At 41.2% G+C, this 25,743-nt stretch carries 28 protein-coding genes; 11 read left to right on the forward strand and 17 right to left on the reverse strand.

All coding sequences use genetic code 11. The features are described 5' to 3' along the window. Position 1: 1 nt before the first annotated feature. Both sufC and sufB read right to left on the reverse strand, forming a co-directional pair. On the reverse strand, positions 2-790 hold the full coding sequence (gene sufC, locus NSTC745_RS11120; protein ID WP_445637183.1) for a Fe-S cluster assembly ATPase SufC: 789 nt from the start codon (positions 788-790) through the stop codon (positions 2-4). Positions 791-887: 97 nt separating this feature from the next. Continuing rightward, a complete protein-coding gene (gene sufB / locus NSTC745_RS11125; protein ID WP_445637184.1) occupies positions 888-2,327 on the reverse strand; it encodes a Fe-S cluster assembly protein SufB in 1,440 nt (479 codons plus the stop codon). 240 nt (positions 2,328-2,567) lie between these two features. Here sufB and sufR point away from each other — a divergent pair, with 240 nt between their 5' ends. Continuing rightward, positions 2,568-3,248: an iron-sulfur cluster biosynthesis transcriptional regulator SufR gene (gene sufR, locus NSTC745_RS11130; protein ID WP_445637185.1), complete on the forward strand. Its 681-nt coding sequence runs from the start codon at positions 2,568-2,570 to the stop codon at positions 3,246-3,248. Positions 3,249-3,346: 98 nt separating this feature from the next. Next, the gene (locus NSTC745_RS11135; RefSeq protein ID WP_445637186.1) at positions 3,347-3,607 is read left to right on the forward strand and encodes a hypothetical protein; all 261 of its coding nucleotides are present in this window, start codon (positions 3,347-3,349) and stop codon (positions 3,605-3,607) included. A gap of 202 nt (positions 3,608-3,809) precedes the next feature. Here the strand turns inward: NSTC745_RS11135 and NSTC745_RS11140 are convergent, their stop codons facing one another. Further along, positions 3,810-4,142: a KGG domain-containing protein gene (locus tag NSTC745_RS11140; RefSeq protein WP_445637187.1), complete on the reverse strand. Its 333-nt coding sequence runs from the start codon at positions 4,140-4,142 to the stop codon at positions 3,810-3,812. A 437-nt stretch (positions 4,143-4,579) separates the two neighbouring features. Here NSTC745_RS11140 and NSTC745_RS11145 point away from each other — a divergent pair, with 437 nt between their 5' ends. Continuing rightward, positions 4,580-5,038: a YbhB/YbcL family Raf kinase inhibitor-like protein gene (locus NSTC745_RS11145; RefSeq protein ID WP_445637188.1), complete on the forward strand. Its 459-nt coding sequence runs from the start codon at positions 4,580-4,582 to the stop codon at positions 5,036-5,038. 73 nt (positions 5,039-5,111) lie between these two features. Here NSTC745_RS11145 and NSTC745_RS11150 read toward each other — a convergent pair whose 3' ends face one another. The 3 genes from NSTC745_RS11150 to NSTC745_RS11160 all read right to left on the reverse strand — a co-directional run bounded on the left by NSTC745_RS11150 (position 5,112) and on the right by NSTC745_RS11160 (position 7,399). Next, the gene (locus NSTC745_RS11150) at positions 5,112-5,585 is read right to left on the reverse strand and encodes an ISAs1 family transposase (RefSeq protein ID WP_445637189.1); all 474 of its coding nucleotides are present in this window, start codon (positions 5,583-5,585) and stop codon (positions 5,112-5,114) included. 153 nt (positions 5,586-5,738) lie between these two features. Further along, positions 5,739-6,863: a Kelch repeat-containing protein gene (locus NSTC745_RS11155; protein WP_445637190.1), complete on the reverse strand. Its 1,125-nt coding sequence runs from the start codon at positions 6,861-6,863 to the stop codon at positions 5,739-5,741. Positions 6,864-6,886: 23 nt separating this feature from the next. After that, positions 6,887-7,399 carry a hypothetical protein gene (locus tag NSTC745_RS11160; RefSeq protein ID WP_445637191.1) on the reverse strand — a complete coding sequence of 171 codons (513 nt, stop codon included), beginning with the start codon at positions 7,397-7,399 and terminating at the stop codon, positions 6,887-6,889. A gap of 172 nt (positions 7,400-7,571) precedes the next feature. Here NSTC745_RS11160 and NSTC745_RS11165 point away from each other — a divergent pair, with 172 nt between their 5' ends. From NSTC745_RS11165 to NSTC745_RS11180, 4 genes are all read left to right on the forward strand, one after another. After that, entirely contained in the window at positions 7,572-8,123 is a 552-nt protein-coding gene (locus tag NSTC745_RS11165; RefSeq protein ID WP_445637192.1) for a Uma2 family endonuclease, read from the forward strand. 53 nt (positions 8,124-8,176) lie between these two features. Next, positions 8,177-8,311, forward strand: a complete 135-nt coding sequence (locus NSTC745_RS11170; protein WP_445637193.1) for a hypothetical protein — start codon at positions 8,177-8,179, stop codon at positions 8,309-8,311. A gap of 361 nt (positions 8,312-8,672) precedes the next feature. After that, positions 8,673-8,939: a hypothetical protein gene (locus NSTC745_RS11175; protein ID WP_445637194.1), complete on the forward strand. Its 267-nt coding sequence runs from the start codon at positions 8,673-8,675 to the stop codon at positions 8,937-8,939. Positions 8,940-9,075: 136 nt separating this feature from the next. After that, a complete protein-coding gene (locus NSTC745_RS11180) occupies positions 9,076-9,309 on the forward strand; it encodes a hypothetical protein (protein ID WP_445637195.1) in 234 nt (77 codons plus the stop codon). A gap of 13 nt (positions 9,310-9,322) precedes the next feature. Here the strand turns inward: NSTC745_RS11180 and NSTC745_RS11185 are convergent, their stop codons facing one another. The 3 genes from NSTC745_RS11185 to NSTC745_RS11195 form a co-directional block, all read right to left on the reverse strand. Next, entirely contained in the window at positions 9,323-10,288 is a 966-nt protein-coding gene (locus NSTC745_RS11185; protein WP_445637196.1) for a DMT family transporter, read from the reverse strand. After that, entirely contained in the window at positions 10,285-11,256 is a 972-nt protein-coding gene (locus tag NSTC745_RS11190) for a DMT family transporter (RefSeq protein ID WP_445637197.1), read from the reverse strand. The genes NSTC745_RS11185 and NSTC745_RS11190 overlap by 4 nt, the downstream gene beginning before the upstream one ends. Before the next feature lie 76 nt (positions 11,257-11,332). Continuing rightward, positions 11,333-12,640 carry a mannosyltransferase family protein gene (locus NSTC745_RS11195; RefSeq protein WP_445637198.1) on the reverse strand — a complete coding sequence of 436 codons (1,308 nt, stop codon included), beginning with the start codon at positions 12,638-12,640 and terminating at the stop codon, positions 11,333-11,335. 441 nt (positions 12,641-13,081) lie between these two features. Here NSTC745_RS11195 and dxr point away from each other — a divergent pair, with 441 nt between their 5' ends. Next, positions 13,082-14,278 (forward strand): 1-deoxy-D-xylulose-5-phosphate reductoisomerase, encoded by a 1,197-nt coding sequence (gene dxr, locus NSTC745_RS11200; RefSeq protein ID WP_445637199.1) that lies wholly within the window; start codon positions 13,082-13,084, stop codon positions 14,276-14,278. Between the two features lie 185 nt (positions 14,279-14,463). Here dxr and NSTC745_RS11205 read toward each other — a convergent pair whose 3' ends face one another. Both NSTC745_RS11205 and NSTC745_RS11210 read right to left on the reverse strand, forming a co-directional pair. After that, positions 14,464-14,694: a type II toxin-antitoxin system HicB family antitoxin gene (locus NSTC745_RS11205; RefSeq protein WP_445637200.1), complete on the reverse strand. Its 231-nt coding sequence runs from the start codon at positions 14,692-14,694 to the stop codon at positions 14,464-14,466. Continuing rightward, a complete protein-coding gene (locus tag NSTC745_RS11210; protein ID WP_322702727.1) occupies positions 14,691-14,939 on the reverse strand; it encodes a type II toxin-antitoxin system HicA family toxin in 249 nt (82 codons plus the stop codon). Before NSTC745_RS11210 ends, NSTC745_RS11205 begins: the two co-directional genes overlap by 4 nt. 449 nt (positions 14,940-15,388) lie before the next feature. Between NSTC745_RS11210 and NSTC745_RS11215 the strand changes: the two genes are divergently transcribed. Further along, complete coding sequence (locus NSTC745_RS11215; protein WP_445637201.1) at positions 15,389-15,586, forward strand: hypothetical protein; 198 nt, start codon at positions 15,389-15,391, stop codon at positions 15,584-15,586. Positions 15,587-15,627: 41 nt separating this feature from the next. Here NSTC745_RS11215 and NSTC745_RS11220 read toward each other — a convergent pair whose 3' ends face one another. Beyond that, complete coding sequence (locus NSTC745_RS11220) at positions 15,628-16,128, reverse strand: acyl-CoA thioesterase (RefSeq protein ID WP_445637202.1); 501 nt, start codon at positions 16,126-16,128, stop codon at positions 15,628-15,630. Positions 16,129-16,257: 129 nt separating this feature from the next. Between NSTC745_RS11220 and NSTC745_RS11225 the strand changes: the two genes are divergently transcribed. Together NSTC745_RS11225 and NSTC745_RS11230 are read left to right on the forward strand one after the other, a co-directional pair. Beyond that, positions 16,258-18,324, forward strand: a complete 2,067-nt coding sequence (locus NSTC745_RS11225) for a CHAT domain-containing protein (protein WP_445637203.1) — start codon at positions 16,258-16,260, stop codon at positions 18,322-18,324. Positions 18,325-18,513: 189 nt separating this feature from the next. Then, complete coding sequence (locus tag NSTC745_RS11230; protein WP_445637204.1) at positions 18,514-18,777, forward strand: hypothetical protein; 264 nt, start codon at positions 18,514-18,516, stop codon at positions 18,775-18,777. Positions 18,778-19,041: 264 nt separating this feature from the next. On the opposite strand, the gene NSTC745_RS11235 is transcribed toward NSTC745_RS11230, so the two are convergent. The 5 genes from NSTC745_RS11235 to NSTC745_RS11255 all read right to left on the reverse strand — a co-directional run bounded on the left by NSTC745_RS11235 (position 19,042) and on the right by NSTC745_RS11255 (position 25,657). Next, positions 19,042-19,386 (reverse strand): DUF1815 family protein, encoded by a 345-nt coding sequence (locus tag NSTC745_RS11235; RefSeq protein ID WP_096541181.1) that lies wholly within the window; start codon positions 19,384-19,386, stop codon positions 19,042-19,044. Between the two features lie 1,010 nt (positions 19,387-20,396). Further along, on the reverse strand, positions 20,397-20,960 hold the full coding sequence (locus tag NSTC745_RS11240; protein WP_445637205.1) for a Uma2 family endonuclease: 564 nt from the start codon (positions 20,958-20,960) through the stop codon (positions 20,397-20,399). Between the two features lie 135 nt (positions 20,961-21,095). After that, positions 21,096-21,479 (reverse strand): nuclear transport factor 2 family protein, encoded by a 384-nt coding sequence (locus tag NSTC745_RS11245; RefSeq protein ID WP_445637206.1) that lies wholly within the window; start codon positions 21,477-21,479, stop codon positions 21,096-21,098. A 492-nt stretch (positions 21,480-21,971) separates the two neighbouring features. Further along, complete coding sequence (locus NSTC745_RS11250; RefSeq protein WP_445637207.1) at positions 21,972-23,684, reverse strand: diflavin flavoprotein; 1,713 nt, start codon at positions 23,682-23,684, stop codon at positions 21,972-21,974. A gap of 248 nt (positions 23,685-23,932) precedes the next feature. Beyond that, positions 23,933-25,657 carry a diflavin flavoprotein gene (locus tag NSTC745_RS11255; RefSeq protein WP_445637208.1) on the reverse strand — a complete coding sequence of 575 codons (1,725 nt, stop codon included), beginning with the start codon at positions 25,655-25,657 and terminating at the stop codon, positions 23,933-23,935. Between the last annotated feature and the right edge of the window lie 86 nt (positions 25,658-25,743).

A 25,743-nucleotide genomic window follows, 5' to 3' on the forward strand; every position in this document is an offset into this window, starting at 1 on the left:
CTTACACACCCACCTCAGCCGCGAATTCTGCCAGCACCCAGTCATAACCGCGAGACTCCAATTCTAGTGCCAACTCTTTACCGCCACTGGTGAGAATCCGCCCGTTGGCCATGACATGGACAAAATCTGGCACTATATAATCGAGTAACCGTTGGTAGTGGGTAATTAAAATCGTGGAATTTTCTGGAGTTGCCAGTTGATTTACGCCATTCGCCACAATTCTTAGCGCGTCAATATCTAAACCCGAATCAGTTTCATCCAAAATAGCTAACTTCGGTTCTAGCAGCGCCATTTGCAGAATTTCATTCCGCTTTTTCTCACCACCAGAAAACCCTTCATTCAAACTGCGATTGAGGAAAGCGGCATTCATTTTTACCACTTCCAGCTTTTCCTCAATTAAATCATCAAAATCAAACGCGTCTATTTCTTCTAAACCCTGTGCTTTCAGCCGGGAATTGTACGCCACCCGCAAGAAATCCAAATTGCTCACACCAGGAATTTCTAACGGATATTGGAAAGCCAAAAATACACCACTTCTGGCGCGTTCCTCTGGTTCTAACTCCAGCAGATTTTGTCCTTGGAAAATTACTTCGCCGCCAGTCACCTCATACGCCGGGTGTCCAGCCAACACCTTAGAAAAGGTACTCTTACCAGAACCATTAGGCCCCATAATCGCATGAATTTCACCCGATCGCACCTCCAGGTTCACACCTTTTAAAATCGGTGTCCCATCAACATTAGCCGTCAGATCCTTCACTGACAGCACAACTTCACTATTTTCAATAATCATCTTCTCTCCCTTCTCCTTCTCTGCGCCCTTGGCGTCTTGGCGGTTCGTTTATTCTTCCAGAGACGAACACCAAATCTGTGTCCATCCCTGCTTCCATCTATCCAACACTGCCTTCTAACTTCAAACTCAACAACTTATCAGCTTCCACAGCAAATTCCATTGGTAGCTGATTGAAGACATCCTTACAGAAGCCGCTAATCATCATCGAAATCGCATCTTCTGAAGAAATACCCCGTTGAGCGAAGTAAAATAACTGGTCTTCCCCAATCTTGGAAGTAGAAGCTTCATGTTCTACTTTTGCAGTATTATTTTGCACCTGGATATAAGGGAAAGTATTGGCGTGGGCATTATCCCCAATCAGCATTGAGTCGCACTGAGAATAGTTTCTCGCCCCTTTAGCAGTCGGGTTGATTTTCACCAAACCCCGGTAACTGTTACTGGATTGACCTGCGGAGATTCCCTTAGAAATAATTGTACTGCGGGTATTTTTTCCTACGTGAACCATCTTTGTACCCGTGTCGGCTTGCTGCATGTTGTTTGTCAGCGCCACCGAGTAGAATTCACCCACAGAGTTATCACCCACCAACACGCAGCTAGGATATTTCCAAGTAATTGCCGAACCTGTTTCTACTTGAGTCCAGGAAATCTTGGAATTTACGCCCTGACACAAACCGCGCTTGGTGACAAAGTTGTAAATACCGCCTTTACCGTTAGCATCTCCAGCGTACCAGTTTTGCACGGTGGAGTATTTAATTTCGGCGTTGTCTAAAGCGACGAGTTCCACTACAGCCGCGTGCAGCTGGTTGCTGTCATACATTGGCGCGGTGCAACCTTCGAGGTAGGAAACGTAGCTACCTTCTTCGGCGACAATCAAAGTCCGCTCAAATTGTCCTGTGTCTCCGGAGTTGATGCGGAAGTAGGTAGACAGTTCCATCGGACATTTGACGCCTTTAGGAATGTAGACAAAGGAACCATCGCTAAATACCGCAGAGTTGAGGGCGGCAAAATAGTTGTCAGCTACGGGAACGACGCTACCCAGATATTTTTTTACGAGTTCTGGGTGTTCCTGCAACGCTTCGGAAATCGAGCAGAAAATTACACCGTCTTTAGCTAGCTTTTCTTTAAATGTAGTGGCAACAGAAACGCTATCGAAAATCGCATCTACAGCTACGTTAGCCAGTCGCTTTTGTTCGGATAAAGGAATACCCAGCTTTTCAAAGGTTTCCAGCAGCGTTGGATCTACTTCTTCCAAGCTGTTGAGTTTTTCTTTCTTGCGTTTTGGTGCTGAGTAATAAATAATATCTTGATAATTAATTGGCGGATACTTGACGTTCGGCCAAGTTGGTTCTGTCATTTTTTGCCACTGGCGATAAGCCTTGAGGCGAAAATCCAACATGAACTCTGGCTCGTTTTTCTTCGCCGAAATCAAGCGGATAACGTCCTCGTTTAGTCCACGAGGGATAGTATCCGTCTCAATGTCGGTGACAAAGCCGTATTTGTAAGGTTGGTTGACTAAGGTTTTGACAGTGGCACTCATCGGTAATAATCTCTCGCGTTCAGTTCAATCTCTTTAAGGATGGGAGACAGGATTTTTCGCCGACTCCCATCTTCCGTTACGGAGTGGTTACACGGCTGCTAGAATAGTGATGGAGACTAAAACAACATAGTTGTTGTTTTATCTATCTCCATTTTACGCTAGATTAACAACAACAATGTTGTCAAAGTCAAATTTTCCCAAAAATTTTTGCGACGTTCCCGCAGCGTCTCACACCAGAAGATGGCGACTATCAACCAGTCCTCAACCAAGCAAGAAATCCTAGAGTACCTCCACAAGCACGAAAAAGCAACGGCTATTGAGCTAGCTGAAGTTTTAGAGGTTAGCAAGCAAGCGATTCGCCGTCATCTCAAAGATTTGGAGACGGAGGAGTTAGTTTTGTTTTCGATATCAGAACAAGCTGGAATGGGGCGTCCGCAGCACGTTTATCAACTGAGTCGTCAAGGACGCGATCGCTTGCATCGAACAATGAGCGATAAATTTGGTGATGCTAGCGGCAATTTTGCGGTTTCGCTGCTCGATACCTTAGCTGAAACCGTAGGATACGACCAATTTAAATCGATTTTACAAAAGCAGTGGGAGCGTAAAGCACAAGAATACCGCGATCGCGTGGGTAACGGTTCGCTGCGAGAACGTGTAGCCAGCCTAGTAGAGTTGAGAAAAGCTGAAGGCTTCATGGCCGAGTATCACTCCGTTGATGTGCCTGACTCTTCTAGAGGCGAAAGTTTCATTTTTTTAGAGCATAACTGCGCCATTTCCAACGTTGCTGAATCTTTTCCCACCATTTGCGGCCATGAATTACAAATGTTTGCCGCTGTCTTACCAGACTGTACTGTAGAACGCACCCACTGGATTATCAACGGCGAACACCGTTGTGGTTATTTAGTACAAGCTTGTAATTAGTCATTAGTCATTGGTCATTAGTCATTAGTGAAAACTAATCTCCAATGCCCGATGCCCCATGCCCCATGCCCAATAAAATAAATTTGAAATAGCATTTTATGGATGTAGCACCACAGCAACCGTCAACGCAGTTTTTAACATTGGAAGAGTCAGCACAAGTAGATGCGGCTTTGTTGTCTTCTCCAGAAAAATTTTTAACAAGATTGACACTTTCATCGCTGAAACTTTTAAAATATATAGCTCAAGAATACGGTGTTGCTATTGAAGATTTGACATCCGAACAACTAATTGCTTGGTTTGAAAAAGATGGCAAAATTCGACGCGAACAAGGAATTGAAGCTTCATTTTTGAAGTGGTAATAAAATTTATAGCAATTTGCATTTGCATATTCCACCAAAGTAAGGGTGCACAGTTAGCTGTGCGCCCCTACCAAAGTTTATTTGTCTCATTCTTTTTAAAATTGGTATAACTAGACGCAATATCCCACTTTTAAAAAACAGAAACGTTTCTTAAAAGTGGGATATTAATAAATAAAAACCAACAGACTAATTGACGATGAATCTATTTCTTATTCTTGTGGCTTTGCCGCCCTGCCTTAGCATGTTGTTCTGATGTACCTCCTTGGGTTCCCTTTTCTTCAGTATCGGTATCCTCTTTATCTTGATTACGGCTGCCTTTGTGGGAACTCTTGCCACCTTCACGGCCGATTTCAGCCATGTGTTCTCTATCCTGGCTTACAGCTTCACCACCTTTGTGTCCAGCTTCACGAGCTTCTTCAGATGTAAATTCATGGGCAGTACCCTTCTCATGAGCAGCTTGTCCGCCTTTGCTCGCTATTTCGCGTTGCTTATCTTCATCCATCGACGCAAAACCGCGTTTGCTTGTATCTGACATGATAATACTCCTTGTAACTAATTAAAGCTTTTGTTTTTTCAGCCAATCAAAGCCTTAAACCCGTTTTTCATTACATCAATTATTGGCCTTCTCAATTTAGCTACTGAAATCAGCTATCTTCATGAACCTTGGGAAAGAAAAAAATAAAACTTTTATTCAACTTTTGGCGTACAACTAAAGTTATTAGTTAATATTAAAATTTATATCTAATATACAGTTAGATAGCGTCCATTTTTTATCGATAAATTTTTGACATTTTTAATAAAAAACTCCTAAAAAGAGTGTATTTGATAATGAAACAAATCCAATGTTCTATATTTAAAACTATTGTTATATTTTTGTTAATAGGATTATTATTTAGTTGTAGCTATGACGATAACGTTAACACACTCATCAACTCCAGCAATAGTAATCAATCAAGAAAGGAAGTAAAAACTATGAAATTGGAAAGTGGTGTTTTTAACCCTAATGAATTAATTCCTGTTAAATATACCTGCGATGGGCAAGATATTTCCCCGCCCCTTCTCTGGGAAGAAATTCCAATAGGAACGCAAAGCATAGCATTGGTTGTTGACGATCCTGATGCACCTGGACGAACATTTGTTCATTGGGTTGTTTATGATATTCCAAATACAATTCGCCAACTACCAGAGCATACTCCAACTGTAAAAACTCTACCCAATGGTGGAATACAGGGCAAAAATGATTTTGGCAACTTTGGTTACGGTGGCCCTTGTCCGCCAAGTGGTATCCATCACTACTTTTTTAAACTTTACGCTTTAGATAAAAGTTTGGGTTTGCCAGCAGGGGCTACAAAGAACCAAATTTTAGTAGCAATGGAAAGTCATGTTTTGGCAACAGCAGAATTAATTGGACGATACAAACGCCAGTCTTAAAATAATTGGGACTTACGCACTGAAGTCTCAAACCCCGATCCCCCCTAACCCCTCTTTCTAAAGCAGGACTGTTTCATTCTAAAAAGGAAAAAAGTAATTTAATATCATGGGCGCAATGTCGTATTGCTCTGGTTAGGGAATCAAAAGCATTGTGACGCAGGAGGTTAATGACAAAACTACGAATAATCGAGAAGTTAGCAGCAGGATAGCGATCGATCGTTTGGGAAGAATTTTCATCAATAACAACATCCTTAATCCAATGAAGACGATTTTCAATACCCCAGTGACCGCGAATACCACAGGCAAAATCCGATGCGGGAAGAGCGAGCGAACTAATGTAGTAGGCGGTTTGGCCATCGGGTTTGCCAGCACGAGTCCCAACTCGTTCAACTCGAACAATAGATTTTAACCCAACCCAGTCAGTTGAAATATTCTCGAAGTTGTCAAATACACAAACTTGACGTTGAGTAAAGCGATCGCTGCTTATAATCAAGCACTCGAAGTTACAACCAAGAGCGCCTTTCCTGTAGATTGGGCAATGACGCAAAATAATCTGGGGAATGCTTACAGTAACACAATATTAGGAAACAGAGCCGAGAATATTGAATTAGCGATCGCTCCCTAGAAAACAAAATCCAAATATTAGGCATCGGCTTTGGTGGTGGTGCGATCGCCCCTACCCATTATCAGCTTTATTGCGCTAATATTTAGCGATAAATTCATCAGTTTCCAGAATATACACTTGATTATCGTAGCTATGATTGCCAGCTTCAGTGTCAATCCATAAGCCACCATAGATAATCATTTGCGAATTGAACTTTATAGTTGAATGACCAAATCTCGGAGGAGGAAATTTTCCTTCTACTTCTGGAATAATCCCTGCATAAGTTCCACAACTAGCTTCTTCAATACCAGGCATATTCAATAAAACTAAATCTCCAATCGTCACATGGCTAACACCATTACCCGGAGCCATACCAGCAAACAACGCTAGGTTATTTCCAAATTTTCCATAGCCATGAATTGTTCGATATGGAATTCCATCTTTTTCATCCATATCATCATAGTCTTTATAATCTTCTTCATCATTATCAGGCAAGGGTATTTGATAACTATAGTTTTCTATGCTTTTAAATTCTGCTTTTTGCCACTCAAGCTGTGGTAGATTTTGGGAATCAAAATCTACCAATTCTAAAGTTAAAATATTTGGGCAAAATCCTCCGTAAGCAGCATCACCCAAAAATTTGACTAATGTATTGCCTCTAATTATTAACCCAGCTAAAGCAGAGTAATAACAGTTTTTAACTTGGATATTTATCCAGCACATATTTGTGATATCGAGCAGATGCAAATCAGCTAGTGCTGTGTAGATATCATAAGAACCACCATCAATTAATAATTTATTTTTAAACAACGCTGCACTATGATGAGAACGAGGTGATGGTGGTGTTCCATTAGGTGTAATTCGCGACCAGTGCCAAGTTTTGAGATTGAGGATATGAACATCAACATCACTAAAAATATATCCGCCATCTTTTGCCTGTTGGTATCCTCCCCAAACTAGCATTTTATCTTCAGCTAAAACAGCACTATGAAAACTCCTTTTAGTAGGAATTTCACCGGAAACTTGAGGTTGTATCCAAGTCCAAGATTCCAAATCTAGCAAATGTATATCGTTTAGAGTTTCAAATGTATCATTGTTTTCTCCAGCAAAAACAATCATGGAGTTTTGATACAAAATAGCTGAATGCCCATATCTTGGCTGGGGGGGTTTGCCTTGAATTTTTAGATTTTTCCAGAAAAAGCGGGGTGGTTGTATCTGCATTGGTGTTTTTTGTTAACAAGTTTTTAATTCATGAGATAAAAGCAAAAAATTTCTGTTACTTTTCCTTTTTCAAAGGTAAAATTTAAACCTCCAGGGCTTGGTTCTTCAACTATGTAATTTAAATAGGTGAGTTTTCCCTCTTGGGTTATTTGAGTTTTTCCATAAGTTTTAATAACTTTCGATTGTGGATCGCTGACTTTTACTTTATCTATGGTGGAATATTTAGAACTAGTTGTTTTGATTTGATAAACAGTAAATTTACCTGGTTGAGCATCTTCAGCTAAATCAACTGTAATACTTGAATATTGAAGAGTATGAACTTTACCAATAGCAGGCATGAAGTCATTTTTTACTTTTACAGGTTTACCTAAAACTTTTCTGACTTGTGCCTCTGTCATAGAAAGTTTTACACCACCTATTCCTAGACGTTCAATAGTTATTTGTGTTGATTGATTCTGAGAAATTTGATAATTAGCAGTGCTAGCAATTATTTGAATGGGAGTATAGATAGTCAAAGGAATAACAAAATTAGCCATGCCTATGTGCGCCAATGTCAACAAAATTACTCTTAACATAATTACATATTCAACTATGGTTTTAGCCTGTGTATCAGTTCTATCACATGCTTTTTGGCGCGTCTTCTGAGTCGGATGCGAACTGCTTTTAAAATAGGAAAATATAAAGAATTATTAGGAGGAATTAATCGTTATGAGTTTAATTATTGCCAAGTGGACGATCGCAGAATATCACCGCATGATTGAGGCTGGGATTTTGAGCGATCGCCAAGTTGAACTACTCAAAGGAGAAATTGTCGAAATGTCCCCAGAAGGACAACCACACGCTTATTCCAGTAGTGAAGCTGGTGAATATTTAGCAAAATTATTGGGCGATCGCGCTAAAGTTCGTCAAGCTAAACCAATTACCTTGCCTAACGATTCAGAACCAGAACCAGATATTGCTGTTGTTCAGCCTTTAGGACGCGAGTATCGAGAACATCATCCCTATCCAGAAAATATTTTCTGGTTGATTGAATATGCTAATTCCAGTTTAGAAAAAGATTTAGAAATCAAAACTAAAATCTATGCCCAAGCAGGTATTTTAGAATATTGGGTTGTCAATCTCAAAAAGCTAAATTTAGTAGCGTTTCGAGAAATTTTAGACGGAGATTACGCAACAAAACTGACATTAACTGAGGGAATAATTCAACCCCTTGCATTTCCAGATGTTTCTGTTGCAGTTGAACAAATTATTAATAGTTAAGAATTATTACTATGTTAGATTGATTGCATAAGTACTAAAAGGTATTCCAAGTTATGACCTTCAGCAAAGTAGTTGAAGCAATTAAAAGCCTTTCCAGCGAAGAGAAGTTAGAAATTCAACTTTTATTGCAGCAATATCTACGTGGAGAAAGGCGTCAGGAGATTTATCAAAATTTTCGTACAGCGTAAGTAGAACAGCAAAATAGGGAACTAAAGTTTTCCTCAAATATTGATGAACTCAAACAACTGATAGAAGACTGATGATAAAAGTAAGTTTCAGTTCTTCATTTCAACGTGCTTTTAAAAAGCGAATCCAAAGGTTAGATATAAAATCTTCCTCAGTAAAATCAAACTTTTTAGCATAGTGTTGCTGGTCTAATTAAAATGGGAAAATATCAATAATTCTTGGGAAAAATCAATCGTTATGAGTTTGATTATTGCGAAGTGGACAGTTGAAGAATATCACCGGATGATTGAAGTCGGCATTTTGAGCGATCGCCAAGAGTTTAGTAGTAAGATCGATACATAATAGCGACAAGGAGATAAAGATGTGCAAGGCATACTTTTGAGTCGAGAAGAAGTTGCACAACGTGGCAGAGAAATATACGAAAAGAGTATTCGTCAAGAAGTAGAAATACAAGAAAATATCGGTAATATGGTAATTATTGATATAGAAACAGGTGAATACGCAGTTGATAAAACAGGTATAGAATCAGCGCGATATTTACGTAACAAACACCCATTTGCTAGACTTTTTGGCATTCGCATTGGTTACAAAGTCGCTGCTTCCTTCAGTGGTGAAATGGAGCGCGACTAACGGTGATTTCTGGTATTGTCAAAAACGGACGGGCAACCGCAAACATAATATTTAGGTTACAAAATCAACCAGATTTCACTATTGAATTTGTTATTGATACAGGTTTTACAGATTTCCTTGCCCTACCCCACCAGCAGTGGCTGTGTTAGGTTTTCCTTTTGTGTATGATATTTATGCAAATTTAGCTGACAATAGCAATGTAATTTTACCAGTACATCAAGCTACTATTATTTGGAATGCAGAAGAAAAGGTAGTTAATGTACTTGCGACAGGAAAGCGACCTTTACTAGGAACTGCTTTACTCGATGGGCATGAAATTGTTATAGAGTTTATCGAGGGTGGTTTAGTAACAATTAACGATCTTACTTAATTTTGTCGTCCGGCTAGGATTTTTCATCAGTTGCTTTCACAACAGATTTACTAGATTGGACTAGATAAATACCTACTAAAACTACAGCAAAAGTTATCCAGTCAAATAAACCCACTTCTTCTGAAAAAATCAACCAAGCAAAAATCGAAGCTAATACTGGTTCGGCTAGAAGGGTAACGGCGACGACTCCTGAAGAGATTCTGCTAAGACTATAAGCTAAAAGTCCCTGACCTAATACTTGGCAGAAAAGGGCCTGAAAAATAATGAAAAACCAACCCATCGAGGAGTAGGGCAGTAATCTATCTTCGAGGAAGGGAAGGACTGGTAATAGAAACATTGTTGTGATTCCACAGCGCCATAGCATTATAGTTTGGGTGCTAAATCGAGAGTGGAGTCGTTCTATGAGCAACATGCACGTTGCCATGAAAATCGCAGTCAAAAATGCTAAGGCATCACCAATTATTTGGTCAGTGGCAAATTGCACTTTATTGATTTCAAATGCGATCGCTCCCAGCAAGGCGATCGCCAAACCAACAACGAATCTATAATCGAAGCGGCGACCGAATAACAGATACCCAGCCAAAGCAACGAACAAGGAATTCAAATTAGACAGCAAAGCCACATTGGCAACGTTAGTTTGACTCAGCGACCAAGCCCACAACAACAGGTAGGTTGCAGCAGCAGTTCCCATTGCTAACAATAGGCAAATTTCTTGTCTGGTTAAAGGCTTGTGTTCGATCGCTCGATCGTCGGACTGTTGGTAGCGGAAAGCCTCAAGTCCATTCCACACAGCAAAGACGATTGTAGCAATCCAACTGCGATGAAATACTACAGCATTTGCGCCAATTTCTAGTTGACATAATTTGGTTAGAGATGGCGCCAAAGATATGGGAATAAGGGCAAAAAATAATGACAAAGTTCCTACTAAAGCTGGTGTAAAGGACAACTTTGGTTGTAGGAATGCCTGTTTTATCGTCATATTTTTAGCAAAGCTTTAACAAAAATAGTATTGACTGATTCCTGGAAACGTGGTTTAGCTGCAACTTGGCTAGATATGGCTAAGTATAGACCGATTAAAACCACAGCGAAACCCATCAAATTAAAAAAACTTAATTCTTCCGAAAATATGAAGAAAGCAAAAATCGCACTAAATACTGGCTCTAACAGATGCACCAATGAGACAACCACAGAAGAAAACTTAGCAAGGCTATAGGTCAAAAGCCCGTGGCCTAGAACTTGGCAGATGGCGGCTTGACAAATAACCCAAAGCCACCCATTGACTGAACAGGGAAAAATTCGATCTTGAGCGAACAAAAGTATGGGTAAGATGACTACCGCAGCGATCGCGCAGATCCACAACTGAATTATCTCCGGAGAAAATTTAGTTCGTAATCTTTCTACAATTAACAGGTATGCACCCAAGAAAATCGCTGAAACGATGGCTGCAAAGCTTCCCCTAACTTCATCTGTGGCGATTTGTAGTTCCTCAAATTCAATGGTAATCGTTCCCCCAAGGGCGATCGCCATCCCCAACAAAAATTCACTTTTAAAACCATGACGAAATAACAACCACGCCCCCAAACTAGTAAATATGGGGGCAAGATTATGTAAAACACTAGAGATCGCGACACTAGTTTGAGTCAGCGACCAAGCCAATAAGACTAAAGTCGCAGCCCAACAAGTACCAGCGCCTAGCAATAGCGAGAAATCCTGACTGGTGTAGGATTGCTGTTCTACAGTTTTATCTGGGGAAAATTGCCCAGATATCGCCTTGTATCCATTCCACAAGCCGAAAATAAGACTAGCAAGCCACAAGCGATTAAATACAGTGGCATTGGGGCTGATTTCAGCTTCGCTCAATCTCACAAAAATAGAGCCAAAAGATAGGGCGCCCACACCTAAAAGTAATGCCGCAAGCGCCATCTTCGTCTGATTGGATATATTCATTAGGAAAATTAAATTCAATTAATGACAAAATTTTTCCGCTCTTAACCAATTTTCAGTCCCTAGCCCCCAATCGCTTTTACCCAACCCAATGTTCTTGGGCAAAGCCCACAGCTATTTTGGCTAATAATGTCACAAATAAGCCTAGTATAAAGTATCCCTGACGAGGATGGCGAGATAGCAGCACACCAATGGCGACACTCAAAGGTACAATTCCGTATGCTAAACGGCTTAAGGAAATGGTACCTCCAGAGGCTAGCAGTAAACCAATACCGCAAAAGCCATAGATTACTGTAACTGGGGTGAGTTGTCGATGTAAGTGCCACAACACAAAGCCGCCACCTAAGACCATGAACAGGTTGAGCAAGTTATTCATCCATTGCTCGCTTGCCAAGACGAACAAAAACACAACTAAAGCATAAAAGCCATAAACTAATTTCCCAGAAATCGAATGTTTCTGAAAGCGCCGTAAAAGATAGCCAGCGCCAACAATTACAGCAACCAATAAGGGATACCAAGGGTCTTGAATGCCGCCAGATGGGTTTTTTACCCAACCAAATTCCCAATTCTTGCTGCCAACTACAATTTGCATCAGCATGTTTAACCAACCTTGCCAATCAAATCCCAGGGAAGGCCGCCATCCCCGTTGCGCTTGGATAAAAGCTAAAGGGCTACCAAAATAAATCGCACAATACAAACTGAATAGAAGTACGCCAATAGCGGTGGCAAAGGCGGCAATATAAGCAATGGGTGGTCTGCGTTCTTTCCATGCTGCGATCGCTAATGCTGGAATTAGTGCCATACCTGTGGGACGTGTTGCTGTAGCCATTGCGCCCCAAAATGCAGTCCAGCGATATTCTTTGCGATCGAAAGCCCGCAAAGCCGCCGTACTCAAAAACAAATACAGTCCCTCTGTATAAATCACCGCCGTAAACATAGACGACGGATAGCAACAAAACACAGCACTCACCCACTGGGCGGCACTGTTGCCATAATGCTCTTTAATCCAAAAATATAAACAGTAAAGGGCTGCGAAAAATGTCAGGTTGTTGATCGAAATGCCCGCTAATTCAAACGGCAAACCCAGCCTCATCAAAAACCAGATACTTAAGGGAAACAGGGGAAAAAAGGCTAGATTATGTTGGTTACCGTCATCGACAAATTCATAACCAGAAGTTGCGATCGCTCGGTAATGCATACTATCCCATGCATCAAAAACCTCCCAGCCATAACGCGGCACATATGCATCTGCTGGTAACGGTAGCCTTGGTGCAACCAGCAACATAGCTATCCAAATGAATATTCGACTGGCAAGCCATATTGCTGCGGGATATAGGAAATCAGTTTTCCATAAAATTTTTTTTATAGCTATCTGAACTTTGACCATAGACCTGAGTATTTTAAAATACTACTTTATCCATCCTCTTATCTACGAATACAGCACAGGTAGCTTAAAGTTATTAGTAAGATTTCGCATATTTAATCCTCCACCACAGACATCCACAAATCCCACAAATTGCCAATTACTAGAAAATATTTTATTTTTTGCTTATTTTGGTCAATTTCTCAGCAATCATATTTAAAGATATCGTATTTATCAATACAAATTTAGTCATTTGTCCCTAGTCATTGGTCAAAAGGACAAGAGGAAAGGGGTAAGGGGTAAGGGGAAAGATTAAATTTATTCCTTTTCCCTTTTCCCTTTAACCTTTTCCCCTGCTCCCCCTGCCCCCTGCTCCCCTACCACTGTATCGATTATGGCGATCGCTATTATCAAAGAGTCCTCAGCAATTTATATTGAGAGTTATCTGTAAATCCTTAAATAATTGTGAAAGCGATTACTCTTGTTGGTTCTACTGGTTCTATCGGGACTCAGACTTTAGATATTGTGAGTCAGTACCCAGATCAATTTCGGATTGTGGGATTGGCAGCTGGACGCAATGTGGAAATGTTGGCTGCTCAAATTCGGCAATTTCGGCCGCAAATAGCAGCAATTTGCTTAGAAGATGGATTACCAGCACTCAAAGAAGCCGTTAAAGACCTCGACCCGCAACCGATTCTACTGGCTGGCGAAGCTGGAGTGATAGAAGTCGCCCGCTACGGTGAAGCCCAAACGGTTGTCACGGGAATCGTGGGTTGTGCTGGTTTGCTACCAACCATCGCAGCTATAGAAGCCGGTAAAGATATTGCCTTGGCAAACAAGGAAACTCTGATTGCTGGCGGCCCCGTAGTTCTACCCCTAATCCAAAAGCATGGAGTAAAATTATTACCTGCTGATTCCGAACATTCAGCGATATTTCAGTGCCTACAAGGTGTGCCGAAAAACGGTTTGCGACGGATTTTACTGACAGCATCGGGTGGGGCTTTTCGGGATTGGGATGTAGAAAAGTTAGCAGAAGTAACTGTTGCTGATGCTTTGAAACATCCGAATTGGTCGATGGGGCGGAAAATCACGGTAGACTCTGCTACTTTGATGAATAAAGGGCTGGAAGTAATTGAGGCTCACTTCCTGTTTGGCTTGGATTATGACGATATCGAAATTGTCATTCATCCCCAAAGTATTATTCACTCACTCATTGAATTGCAAGATACCTCAGTTTTAGCCCAACTTGGCTGGCCGGATATGCGCTTACCCTTGCTGTATGCTTTATCTTGGCCGGATCGCATTTACACTGATTGGGAACGCCTAGATTTAGTGAAAGCTGGAAATTTAACTTTCCGCGAACCAGACCATCAAAAGTATCCTTGTATGCAGTTGGCTTATGCTGTGGGTAAAGCTGGCGGTTCCATGCCTGCTGTATTGAATGCTGCCAATGAACAAGCTGTAGCTTTATTTTTAGAAGAAAAAATTCGCTTTTTAGATATTCCTTGTTGTATCGAATGGGTGTGCGATCGCCATCAAAATGATAACCGTGCAAATCCCTCTTTAGATGACATTTTGGCAGCAGATAAATGGGCAAGACAAGAAGTTTTAATTGCGACTGAAAAGTTAGAAACTCACTCGCGGATAATTTCTCTGCGATAAAAGCCTTTACTCAAATACCCAAAAGGCTCATTTTCTGGCTTTTGACCAATTCTTGTTTAGCCTTCAGTCTAATGCTGAAGGCTAACATACCACAAACCCCAATCAATGCGTAGACGCACAGTCGCTTGTCGTCAAACATCGCACTCACGATCGATAATTATTTCTAGTATTAACACCTACTTAACTTAAGCAACTAGCAACGGTTTTGTAGGAAGCATCCTTGGTTCTGGTAGTGGTTTGTTTTCTTCTTTCAACATTTCAATAAAAGTCTCAATTACTTGCTGACCATTTTTGGCTGCTTCTTCATAAGTCCTACCATGCGTATGAAATTGTTGCCAGGGGAATTCAGGTAAGTGTACTAAAAAAAGTCTATCTTCCTCTGACCATTGAATTACCATACTGTAGTGATAGTTCATTCTTCTGGCTCCTGTTTTTCTTCGGTTTGCGTGTTTTCCATTTCTTGCAGTTTTTTCAGCACCCGTTGGATATTTTTTTCTAAATATAACGGAGCGTCATCACCGTCTTTACCCGGTATGGTTAGAGGTTCTTCAGGTAATAACGGATGCTTCCAATATGTATGACTTCCTTTACCTCTTCCTGGTTGAAGGATATAGCCGACTTTTGACACTATCGCTTTCAACTCTCTTACTTTTTTCGGCATTGCCTCTTACAGCCAACTCCTGATTTATTTTCTCTGCTCAAGAGCCAAAAATCAAAGTCTGTCAGTATTATTTAGATATGATAACTCTGTATGAGTGGCTGGAGAACAGACAAAATTACCCAGGCGATCGCACTTTTCCATCAAGCCTAATAAATACGATCGCTTCGTTAAGCTGGGCTAATACACTTGTTATTATTAATACACTAAAAGCAAGAAAAATTTATTTTAATAATTCTGCCAAATTGCCAAATAAGTAGCCTCTTATCTGAATTTTTGTCGTATTTTCATGTAATATGACATTGGTACAGTTACACAAATCTTAGCTTTAGTATCTACTCACAATTAGACCTAACAGCTTTAACATTAGTAATTGTTACTGGAATAAAAGTTTACCTTTTCTGATTCAACACGTTTTCAAATAAAGGGTATTATTAAGGAATTTATCTATTATGATTGCTACGTTGATTGTAGCTTGGATTGTCTTTATAATATTGTGGAAGTTGCTGAAAGCAACTGTAAGTAGTGCATTAACTCTTGCGGCAATCGTAGTTTTATTAAACATCGGTTTTGGCATTACTCCACAAGACATTTGGCATCATATAAACCAGTTCGCTCAAACTATCTCGCAGAGCCAAAGCAGCAAGTAAAAAATAAATTCTGAATTGTGCATTCAGAATTTATTTCTCGCTCAAGTATTATTCAATCCTGAAAACTTAGCCAATGCATCCTTAACACTTGGCGGTAGCTGACGCATAATCTTGCCTCTTTCGCGATCTAAAGCTACTAAGGTTACCTTGGCAGTGACATATAATTCTTGTCCGTCAGTTGAGACAATAGCATAATCCCAATTGATGCGGACGCCGGTCACTTCAGCCATGCGGGTTTTAACTATCGCTGGCATACCTAATGGAATTGAACGATGATAGCGCACCGACAATTCTACAACTGGTAAATCGCAACCTAAAGCTACTAAATCAGCAAATTCAATTCCAATAGACCGCAAGCATTCAACCCGTGCTTCTTCCATCCAAGTCAGATAGGAACCGTGCCAGACAATACCTGCATAGTCAGTGTGGTGTGGTTGCACTCTTACAGGATATTCAAACCAGTTCTCAAATGCCTGAGTTGATGGAATGTCAAGGGCAGTGGTTGGTGGTAGTTTTGGTTGGTTGAGTTTTTCTTCTGACATTTTCAAGTTTCTGGGCATCTATTTTGAAAAGCTATAAATTATCGAAATATAGAATAGTTTAAAAATTAATTGCTTTCCATGACTTGTTGATTTAAGATTTACACTTCTGAGTATAGGGAGTGTTTTCTTATGCGGCCTAATCTCCGATATGTTAGAGTTGTGACTTTGACTCTACTTAGTGTACTAGGTTTTGGGATGGCATACCCAGAAAATAACCAAGTAAGTACAAATACAAAGTTGCGATTGCATTTGGGAGAAAAAGCTCAAGCTTTACCCCAGAAGAATCAAGTCTCAGAAATTGAAAGGCTCAACGAAGAAGCTATCAAACAATCTCAGCAAGGTCAATCGCAACAAGCATTGCAAACATTAGAAAAAGCATTAGCCATCAGTAGAGAATACGGCGATCGCTCTTGGGAAGCTGTAACATTTAATAACATCGGTAGAGTATATCAAAGCCAAATAAAGTATCCCAAAGCACTTCAATCTTATCAGCAAGCCATCGCGATTAATAAAGAACTCGGAGATCTAGTTCAACTTGGCAAAACCTATAGTAATGTAGGTTACTTGTTTGATATCCAAAACAAACCAGAGTTAGCAATTCTTTTCTACAAAGGTTGCGTCATCAACCGAGAAAAAGCTCGTTTGAATCCATTAACACTAGCTGCACCACAACCCAATGCTTACAGCATTACTGTTAGTCAGACATATCGGATTTTAAGCGAGCGATTACTCAAGCAAAAACGGATTCCCGAAGCTCAAAGAACAATGGATTTACTCAAAGTTGAAGAACTAGAAGAGTATCTCCAAAATGTGCCAGGTAATCAACGTACTGCTAAAGGCATTGATATAGTAGCAGAAGAAAAACCAATTAAACAAAAGTTAGATAAAACCCTAGATAATGCTGTTGTACTGGGTAAAGAACTAACAAAACTCCGAAAAATTCCTCCCCAAGAGCGATCGTCACAACAAAAACAACGCATCGAACAGTTAGTATTAAACCAGCAGCAACTGTTGGATGAATTTAACAAGTTTCTCGATAGTCCTCAAGTAAAAGCACAGATAGAACAAATTAGTCGTACAGCTAGGCGGCAAAATCTGGATTTGGAAAGTCTCAATCAAATTCGGGATAATTTAGCGCGATTGCCGCAAAAATCTGTACTAATCTATCCACTAATTTTAAAAGATAGCTTGGAATTGGTCTTAGTAACTCCTGATTCTCCACCAATTCATCGCACTGTTGCAGTGAAAAGCGAAAATCTCCATCAGACAATTGAGAACTTCCGGGAAGCTTTAATCAATCCTAGTGAAAATGTCAAAGCGCCTGCAAGCCAATTGTATAACTGGCTAATTAAACCAATAGAAAAAGACTTGCAACTCTCAGGTACACAAACTCTGATTTACGCTCCAGATGACCAGTTGCGTTACATTCCTTTAACTGCTTTATATGATGGCAAACAATGGCTAGTGCAGCGCTTTAGTGTCAATCACATTACATCTGCTAGCCTGACTAACTTAAACGCACCAAAACAATCAAATTTGCGGGCTTTAGCAGGTGCTTTTACTAAAGGTAATTATGAAATCAAAGTTGGTAATCGGCAGGTTGCTTTCGCTGGTTTGCCCTTTGCAACGCGGGAAGTGGAAAGTTTAGCTGCGGCGGTTCCTGAAACTAAGAAGCTTTTAGATGATGATTTTACCCCCACAGTTGCCGTACCACAAATGGATGATTATACAATTGTCCATTTAGCGACTCATGCAGCCTTTGTGGTGGGTAAACCAGAAGATTCGTTTATTTTATTCGGAAATGGCGATCGCGTTAACTTTAGAAATGTCTCTACTTGGTCGCTCCCGAATGTAGATTTGGTAGTGTTGAGTGCCTGCGAAACCGGCTTGGGAGGCAAGTTAGGTAACGGTGACGAAATTTTGGGCTTTGGCTATCAAATGCAGCAAACCGGCGCTAGAGCCGCCATCGCCTCGTTATGGTCTGTCGATGATGGTGGTACACAAGCACTGATGAGCGCTTTTTATAATATTCTCTCTTCTAAGAAACTGACTAAAACCGAAGCCTTACGACAAGCTCAAATCTCATTAATTAGTGGATACTCGGTAAAAAATGGCAATGCCCCAGCAAGGCGAGTTAGTAACTTTAGTCATCCCTATTACTGGGCGCCATTTATTCTGATTGGCAACGGACTTTAATTTTAGATTTTAGATTAAAAGCCTTTGCTACAAAGCTGTTTCCAGAATTTTAAATTTTAAACTCTGTTGTATGCTTGATGTTGCCGAAATTATAGACATAATTGATGTTTATAATAGACATAATTAAACTTCATAAGAGGTGGTGCGATCAATTGGAGAATTGCACAAGCCAAACAGAAGTTCTCGGAATTGATTAACGCTGCACTTCAAGAACCCCAGCGGATTTATAATCGCGATCGCTTGGTGGCAGTTGTTATAGAGGCTAAAGTCTTTGAAGAATTGTTGTTTTGGCAACAAAACAGGGCAAAACTATCTCTAGCAGATGCTTTTACAGAACTACGCCAAAGTGCTGCTACTGCCCAAATTCAACAGCTAACTCTAGTAACGCGCAACATCCGCGATTTTGATAGCTGGGGTATCCCATTACTAAATCCTTTTACCATCGCATTTTGATGAGATTTTCCCATAAGAGGAGCGATCGCGTTGCAGGATTGGGCAGCCATATACGCCACCTCTGACTGTGGTGCGTTTTAGCACCTGATAGCTCAATTTTCCTTGTGAATTGGTAGATACAAAAAAAGATGCGGCAGGCACACCACCAGCCAACCACTGAAGGGTAACGGAGAATGAGTAATGAGCGATCGCACTTGCAAGCCGCTATTACCAATCACCAGTTACCGAGGATCGATTTGTCATTCACCATCGACTTTTGGAACCTTAACACTTCTTGGCTAAAGTTTTGGAGTCTGTATCGATTTGCATAGATTGTTTGACAAGATTAGCCAACTCTTGTAGTTGGTTAATTGCCTCTGCACCTTCTAACTTCATTAATTCGCGGTCATCCCGCATTTCCGTCCAAGTAATCCCGTAGTCGGATACTAAAAACCGAATCAGGTGGTTATCACCCAAGCTAACCATAAATGATGCACTATTCATCTGGTCGCCACAGGTATAACAGGACGCAGGATACCCACGTCGCTCAAGTACAATCGCCAAGGCTTGCAGATTCATTACCAAGTCTTGGACGAATTGTCTATGTTGATGTGCTAGTCTCAGAAACACTTTGTCCTCCAGACACCACAGTCGTTTGAGTTACTTTTATATTTTCTTTAGATTTTCCCATCCACTGGTATTGTAAACTATTCATTACAATTACAAGATAGATGATATTGAGTCTTTAATTGACTACCTTGTTTAGGGTAGAGCATCAGAGTTTTGAGCGCCGTATCAAACTATTCAGTTTGGAAGTTCAAAATCTGGGACAGAATTGTTAAATATAACTTATGTCTTTATACACTCCTGTCAGGGTAGATTCCTACGCGAAGCGATCGCTCCAAGAATAACTCAAATCTACCACTAGTCAACTACAGAAAAGCTACAAATTGCGTTTTTATTAACGACGTGCAGCTAAATTAACTACTATCAGACCCTCTGTCGTAGTTTTGCGCTGTTATACTACCTCTTGCTTACAGATTTAATTTCTTCTCTATTTAACGTAGATTTTGGTATGCAGGGATTATTAGGTATACCATATTTGTTCCTCGTAGCTATATATATTTGAGCAGATGAAAGTGCAATTGGTAAATTCAGTACAAAATTGCAACCTAAATATAAACTTAGATACAAAAACTACGTACTTAGGCGATCGCTCTAGGTGTCGAGTCCACAATAGATAAACTCAACACTGACAATAGCTAAACTCAGGGAAGCAATGTTGCCATTTAGGCATTAGTTTCACCTATCCCTTAATATTCAAGCTCTGTAAGCATGAAGTGACTTAAAACTACTACTTATAGTTGCTCCCATAAGTTTAATAAATGTATTTCGTATTGCCACGCTTAAAGGATGATGCAATTTACTGATTTTCCCTGCTCGTAAGGACTGCTCAACGAGCGCCTTTGTGCGGGGAAACCGCTCTAATTCATACTGTTGTATCAAGATCCCCCCACTACCCCCCTTAAAAAGGCGGGAATAATCTTCTCAAAGTCCTCCTTTTTAAGGAGGATTTAGGAGGATCTAAAGATTTGGATACCTCAGCCACTACTTTTAAAACATCCTCTGAATTCTCAGAATTAAACTTGTAACTCAAACCCAGGCAAAACCTCTTCTCCAGAAAGTAGTGCTGGCATTTTGAGAAGTTCTATAGGGTGTTCTGGTCGGTAAATTTCTACTTGCTTGGCTTGAGGATTAATCAGCCAACCCAAGCGCAAACCATTTTCTATATACTCTTGCATCTTGTTTTGCAGAGTTTTTAAGCTATCGCTTTGGGATCTCAGTTCGATTATAAAGTCAGGTGTCAATGGCGGGAATTTTTGACGTTGCTCAACAGTTAGCGCTTCCCATCGTGATAATTCTACCCATGCTGCATCAGGGGAGCGCTTTGCTCCATTTGGCAAGCTGAAGATAGTTGAAGAACTAAAAACTATTCCTAATTTTGTTTGGCGATTCCAAATATTCAAATCAGTAATTAAGTCTGCTTCTTGATTTCCACTTTCTCCGCCTACTGGTGGCAGAATAATCAGTTCTCCTTTGGCATCCAGCTCTAAGTTTAAATCTTTATTGGCCATGCATAGTTGATAAAACTGCTCATCTGTAAGGCGAATAATTGGCTCTAAATTTAGCACAACTGTATCCATTAAACTGCTCCTTACCTGATATAAACACCCAACCAGCAATGCTAGCTAATCTTGGCAATCACACACTGCTAGTAACCTCCAACACTCACAGATCGGCTTTATACGATTGGGTGCATTGGGGTTGTTATGCGGTGCCTATGATTCTCTAACCAGAGTGCCCTGATGAAAGATCATTTTCCATCGATTATCGATCAATTTCCAGATGGAACTTCGCAGCGAATGAACAGGTTGTTCGCCAGATACATGTCTGACTACACGATAAGTTACTAAAACAATCCCTGTTGCTAATACTAACGTTTTGAATTCTGTTATCGATCTTTGAGTCAGGGGTTCAATGGGTTCATTCTCCAAACTCTTGATAATTTGCTGTCTATCAAAAATACGTCCTGAACTTCCGAATTCAATGAATTCGTCAGCAAGTAAGTCCATGACATCTTTAGGTGACTTTCGGATATCTGGTTGAAGCAAACGCTCTTCAAACTCACAAAGAAGGGATTCTTCTAAATAGTCTGCTTTCATAATGCCTTACAAGACTAAATTGTATGGTGACAGATAGCCTCACCAGTGCTAGAAGCTTTTGTGGCGGAAGCTGAGGTTCCTATTTAATGGTTAAATTTCCAGTAGACGCACCTAAAGCGAAAGTAATTAAGACATTAGAATTTCTTGGATTTACTGTTATTCGGGAGCGACAGCATATTGTTATGGAGCAAAAACCCCACTAACTATGCCTAACCACTCTCAAATTAAAGGTTCGACGTTGAGATCCATCTGTACTCAAGCGAGTATCTCAAGAGAGGATTTTTGGCTGCTTATGAGCAAATCTGAAAGGCTGCATTCCGTACACGAAACTTTAGTTTTAGAAAGAGGATTGGCGATTAGGGAGAGGGAGTAAAAGAGTGGGAGACAAGGGGATAAGGAGCAGTGGGAAACCTCACTTCTTAACTCAAAACTCGGAACTCCGAACTGTTTTACCCAATGCCCAATGCCCTATGCCCTATGCCCCATCCCCAATTAATAATGAGTTGCCGATTTGCGATGATGCACGGCTGTGACGCCATCATTATCTAACAATTTGCCATTATTGACGGTTGCATAAACCAGCCAATGGTCGCCAGATTCCATGCGGTTTTGTACGGAACATTCGAGATATGCTAAAGCATCCTTCAGGATGGGAGAACCGTTTTCAGCTTCTTCAGCGGCGACATCGGCAAATCGGTCTTGTCCGGGGCCAAAGGGTTTGAGGAAGTGTTTCATCAATCCCAAGTGATTGCCTTCTTTAAGGATATTCAGGACAAATTTATTTCCTGAATGTGTCAAACTTTCCACGGCGCGGTCTTTGGCGACAGCGATGGTTAAACCAGGGGGACTAAAGCTAGCTTGGGACACCCAAGAAGCTAACATGGCGCTGGAGATATCGTCTTGTTTGGCTGTGAGAACGCACAGCGAACCGACAATTCGCCCAACTGCTTGTTCGACGTTGGTGGCCGGAACACTTTGCGCTCGCACTTTTTTCGCTTTCTTCAATGCTTGGGCAAAGTCTGTACCGGCTTGTTCGCACAGCTGCAAGGTAGGATCGTCTGGTTTAAACTTGACGCGGATAGTATCAAAACCAAACCGATAACCAGCGTCTTTCAATTTGCCTTCAATTAAATCAACGGCTTCACCACTCCAACCAAAGGAACCAAACACGCCAGCAAGTTTATTATTCGTTGCTGCGGCTAGGACGATTCCTAAAGCTATTTGCACGGGTGTCGGCGCATGACCGCCAAGGGTAGGAGAACCGATGACAAAGCCAGCAGATTTTTCCACAGCAGCACGGATATCTTCTGGGTCGGTGAATTCGCAGTTAATCGATTCTACCGCGACGCCAGCTTTGGTAATGCCACGAGCGATCGCCTGGGCTAAAGTCGCCGTATTTCCATAAGCTGACGCATAAATCAACGCTACTGTCAAGTCAGCAGCAGTTTGTTGTTGGCTCCATTGTCGGTAAGCTTTGGTAAGTTCGATTAAGCCATAGCGCACCAAAGCTCCATGTCCGGTAGCGTACATTCGCACGGGGAAATCTGCAAGTTTCTCCAGCGCCGTTTCAACTTGACGGGCGTGGGGAGCCATCAGACAATCAAAATAATAGCGTCGGTCTTCGTTATAAATTTCCCAGCCTTCATCAAATACCTGATCTCCGCAAACATGCGCCCCAAATAACTTATCTGAGTAGAGAATTTCTGTTTGCGGATCGTAGGTGCAAAGGTGGTCTGCATAGCGGGGGTTGGGGGTGGGAATAAATTGTAAATTATGCCCATTACCCAAATCGAGAGTTTCTTCTCCCCGCATCACCAGAATTGGCAAATCTGGATTTTCCAGCGCCCCGCGTAAATTTATCGCCCCTGGATTCGAGCAAATAAAGGTGATTTGGGGGGCAATTTCCAGCAACGCTTTTAAAGTTGCAGCGCGGTTAGGGTTGACGTGTCCCAAAATTACATAATCTAGTTTTGTAACATCAAACCGCTGCTGTAATGCTTCTAAATAAATTTCTGTAAACGTTTCCCCAGGAGGGTCAATCAGAGCATTTTTATCGCTTTCAATTAAATAAGAATTAGCAGTTGTCCCCTTAGCTAGGGCATATTCTATTTCAAATCTCAGCCTCGACCAACTGCGCGATCGCAATATTTTTGTATCTGTAGCAATGGGAAAAACTTGAACGTCACGGGGTTTGTTTGTTGGCATAACAAAAAATAGAGTTAGGAGTGAGGAGTTTGGAGTTAGGAGTTAAGAGTTTGGAGTTTGGAGTTTGGAGTTCAAACACGATCGATCGCATCTGTATAGGAGTTTGAAGTTAGGAGTAGTAGGGATGGTTTTAACAAGATATATTCTGTCCACGTGAGTTCAGAGTTTTGAATTAATTACTTTCTTCAACTCCTCACTCCTAACTCCTAACTCTTAACTTTTAACTCCTAACTCCTAACTCCTAACTTTTAATAGTGGTTTCCAACTTTCCGATGATGCACCGCAGTCAGGGCATCTGGCTTAGAAACTCGTCCGGCGTAGACGGTGCTGTATACTGCCCAATGGTCGCCGCAGTCCATTCTGCTGACGACTTCGCATTCCATGTAGGCGAGGGCGTCGGTAAGGATGGGGGCACCATTTTCGGCTGGCTGGGTTCTGACTCCTTGAAAGCGATCGGCACCAGGGGCGAATCGTTTCAAAAAGTGCTTCATCAGTGGTTGGAAATTGCCTTCTTCTAAGACGTTGAGAACAAAGCGATCGCCTACTTGCATCAATGATTCAATTGCTCTGTCTTTGGCGACTGCAATGGAAAATCCTAAGGGTTTGAAGCTGGCTTGGGCAACCCAGGAAGCTAACATGGCGCTGGAAACATCGCCTTTTTTGGCAGTAATGATGTATAATCCGCCGCTGAGTCTGCCTAGTGCTTTATCTAAGTCTGCACCAAGGGATTTCATGGCTTTGATGCTGCGATCGCGCGTTACCCATTGACCTAAGTCTGTACCCGCTTCTTCACACAGTTTGTAGATGTTTTCTGTGGGTGTTTCCTTAATCCGAATTGCTGGGAAAACCGTTGTCAAACCCAAATTCCGGAATTTACTCAGCAAAGGATCTATCGGTTCGTCATCGCCACCGCCACTTTCAAATACGCCGATGGCTTGCTTTTCTTTGGTAGATCCTAAAATTGTGCTGAGTGCAGCTTGGATGTTAGCAGCGCCAGAAGCTGGAGGTAAACCAATAACTAATCCAGCACAACGACCGACTAGTTCCCGCAGTTCTTGTAAATCGATTTCAGACCCCAAGTCCACAATTTCTACAGCGACATTGGTTTTAGCGATACCGTTGGCGATTGCTTGGGCGAGGCGATCGCCATAACCGTATTCCGAAACGTAAAATATGCCAATGGCTGTTTCTGGCTTGGCTTGGGTTTGGCTCCAAGTGCGGTAACGTCCAACTAGTTCGTCAACATTGTGAGATAATAACGGGCCGTGACCAGTGGCGATCGTGGTGATGGTTTTTAATTCTCCCATCCGCTTGAGGGCAGACAGTACTGACCGAGCGTTTGGCCCCATCAAACATTCGTAGTAATATTTAAAGTCTGCTTCAATAGTTTTTAAGTCTTCGTCGAAGGCGGTATCGGAACAATAGTGCATCCCGAAAGCATCGCAGGTGAAGAGAATCTGGGTTTTGTGGTCGAAGCTGAAAATTGTATCTGGCCAATGTAAATTTGGTGCAATTACGAATTCAAATTCATGACCGTTACCTAAATCTAAGCGATCGCCATTTTTCACAATCCGCCGTTTAAATGGCTGATGTACCAAATCCTCTAAAAACTGAATTGCTACTTTAGAGGCGACAACAGTAATATCCGGAGCCATTTGCAGCAAATCTTTCACTAAACCGCTGTGATCTGGCTCGGTGTGGCTGACAATCAAATAATCAATTTCTTTGGGGTTGATTAGTCCCGTGAGCGTATCAAAATATAGTTGACGAAACTTTTCGTGGGAGGTATCAACCAACGCTGTCTGCTCCCCGCGGATCAGAAACGAGTTATATGTAGTACCGTTTTGCAGACCGAACTCAATATCGAAGCGATCGCGATCCCAATCCAATGACCGAATTGCCGTTGTATCTTGAGCGATTTCCACAGTCTGTATGGTGAGCCGTTTTTCAGTTCTTTCGGTGAGCGCTACCATAACCCCCCTCCTTGACAAATTGAGTATTTATTCCTCTTGTCTTATTGTGACACGTGTTATATGTAAATTTTTATTAAAAAATTTAT

The organism is Nostoc sp. DSM 114161 (assembly GCF_052692665.1).

Coding starts and splice junctions, on each gene's coding strand:
- sufC (WP_445637183.1), bottom strand. CDS start 790: ATGATTATTGAAAATAGTGAAGTTGTGCTGTCAGTGAAGGATCTGACG.
- sufB (WP_445637184.1), bottom strand. CDS start 2,327: ATGAGTGCCACTGTCAAAACCTTAGTCAACCAACCTTACAAATACGGC.
- sufR (WP_445637185.1), top strand. CDS start 2,568: ATGGCGACTATCAACCAGTCCTCAACCAAGCAAGAAATCCTAGAGTAC.
- NSTC745_RS11135 (WP_445637186.1), top strand. CDS start 3,347: ATGGATGTAGCACCACAGCAACCGTCAACGCAGTTTTTAACATTGGAA.
- NSTC745_RS11140 (WP_445637187.1), bottom strand. CDS start 4,142: ATGTCAGATACAAGCAAACGCGGTTTTGCGTCGATGGATGAAGATAAG.
- NSTC745_RS11145 (WP_445637188.1), top strand. CDS start 4,580: ATGAAATTGGAAAGTGGTGTTTTTAACCCTAATGAATTAATTCCTGTT.
- NSTC745_RS11155 (WP_445637190.1), bottom strand. CDS start 6,863: ATGCAGATACAACCACCCCGCTTTTTCTGGAAAAATCTAAAAATTCAA.
- NSTC745_RS11160 (WP_445637191.1), bottom strand. CDS start 7,399: ATGGCTAATTTTGTTATTCCTTTGACTATCTATACTCCCATTCAAATA.
- NSTC745_RS11165 (WP_445637192.1), top strand. CDS start 7,572: ATGAGTTTAATTATTGCCAAGTGGACGATCGCAGAATATCACCGCATG.
- NSTC745_RS11170 (WP_445637193.1), top strand. CDS start 8,177: ATGACCTTCAGCAAAGTAGTTGAAGCAATTAAAAGCCTTTCCAGCGAA.
- NSTC745_RS11185 (WP_445637196.1), bottom strand. CDS start 10,288: ATGACGATAAAACAGGCATTCCTACAACCAAAGTTGTCCTTTACACCA.
- NSTC745_RS11190 (WP_445637197.1), bottom strand. CDS start 11,256: ATGAATATATCCAATCAGACGAAGATGGCGCTTGCGGCATTACTTTTA.
- NSTC745_RS11195 (WP_445637198.1), bottom strand. CDS start 12,640: ATGGTCAAAGTTCAGATAGCTATAAAAAAAATTTTATGGAAAACTGAT.
- NSTC745_RS11205 (WP_445637200.1), bottom strand. CDS start 14,694: ATGAACTATCACTACAGTATGGTAATTCAATGGTCAGAGGAAGATAGA.
- NSTC745_RS11210 (WP_322702727.1), bottom strand. CDS start 14,939: ATGCCGAAAAAAGTAAGAGAGTTGAAAGCGATAGTGTCAAAAGTCGGC.
- NSTC745_RS11215 (WP_445637201.1), top strand. CDS start 15,389: ATGATTGCTACGTTGATTGTAGCTTGGATTGTCTTTATAATATTGTGG.
- NSTC745_RS11220 (WP_445637202.1), bottom strand. CDS start 16,128: ATGTCAGAAGAAAAACTCAACCAACCAAAACTACCACCAACCACTGCC.
- NSTC745_RS11225 (WP_445637203.1), top strand. CDS start 16,258: ATGCGGCCTAATCTCCGATATGTTAGAGTTGTGACTTTGACTCTACTT.
- NSTC745_RS11240 (WP_445637205.1), bottom strand. CDS start 20,960: ATGGATACAGTTGTGCTAAATTTAGAGCCAATTATTCGCCTTACAGAT.
- NSTC745_RS11245 (WP_445637206.1), bottom strand. CDS start 21,479: ATGAAAGCAGACTATTTAGAAGAATCCCTTCTTTGTGAGTTTGAAGAG.
- NSTC745_RS11250 (WP_445637207.1), bottom strand. CDS start 23,684: ATGCCAACAAACAAACCCCGTGACGTTCAAGTTTTTCCCATTGCTACA.
- NSTC745_RS11255 (WP_445637208.1), bottom strand. CDS start 25,657: ATGGTAGCGCTCACCGAAAGAACTGAAAAACGGCTCACCATACAGACT.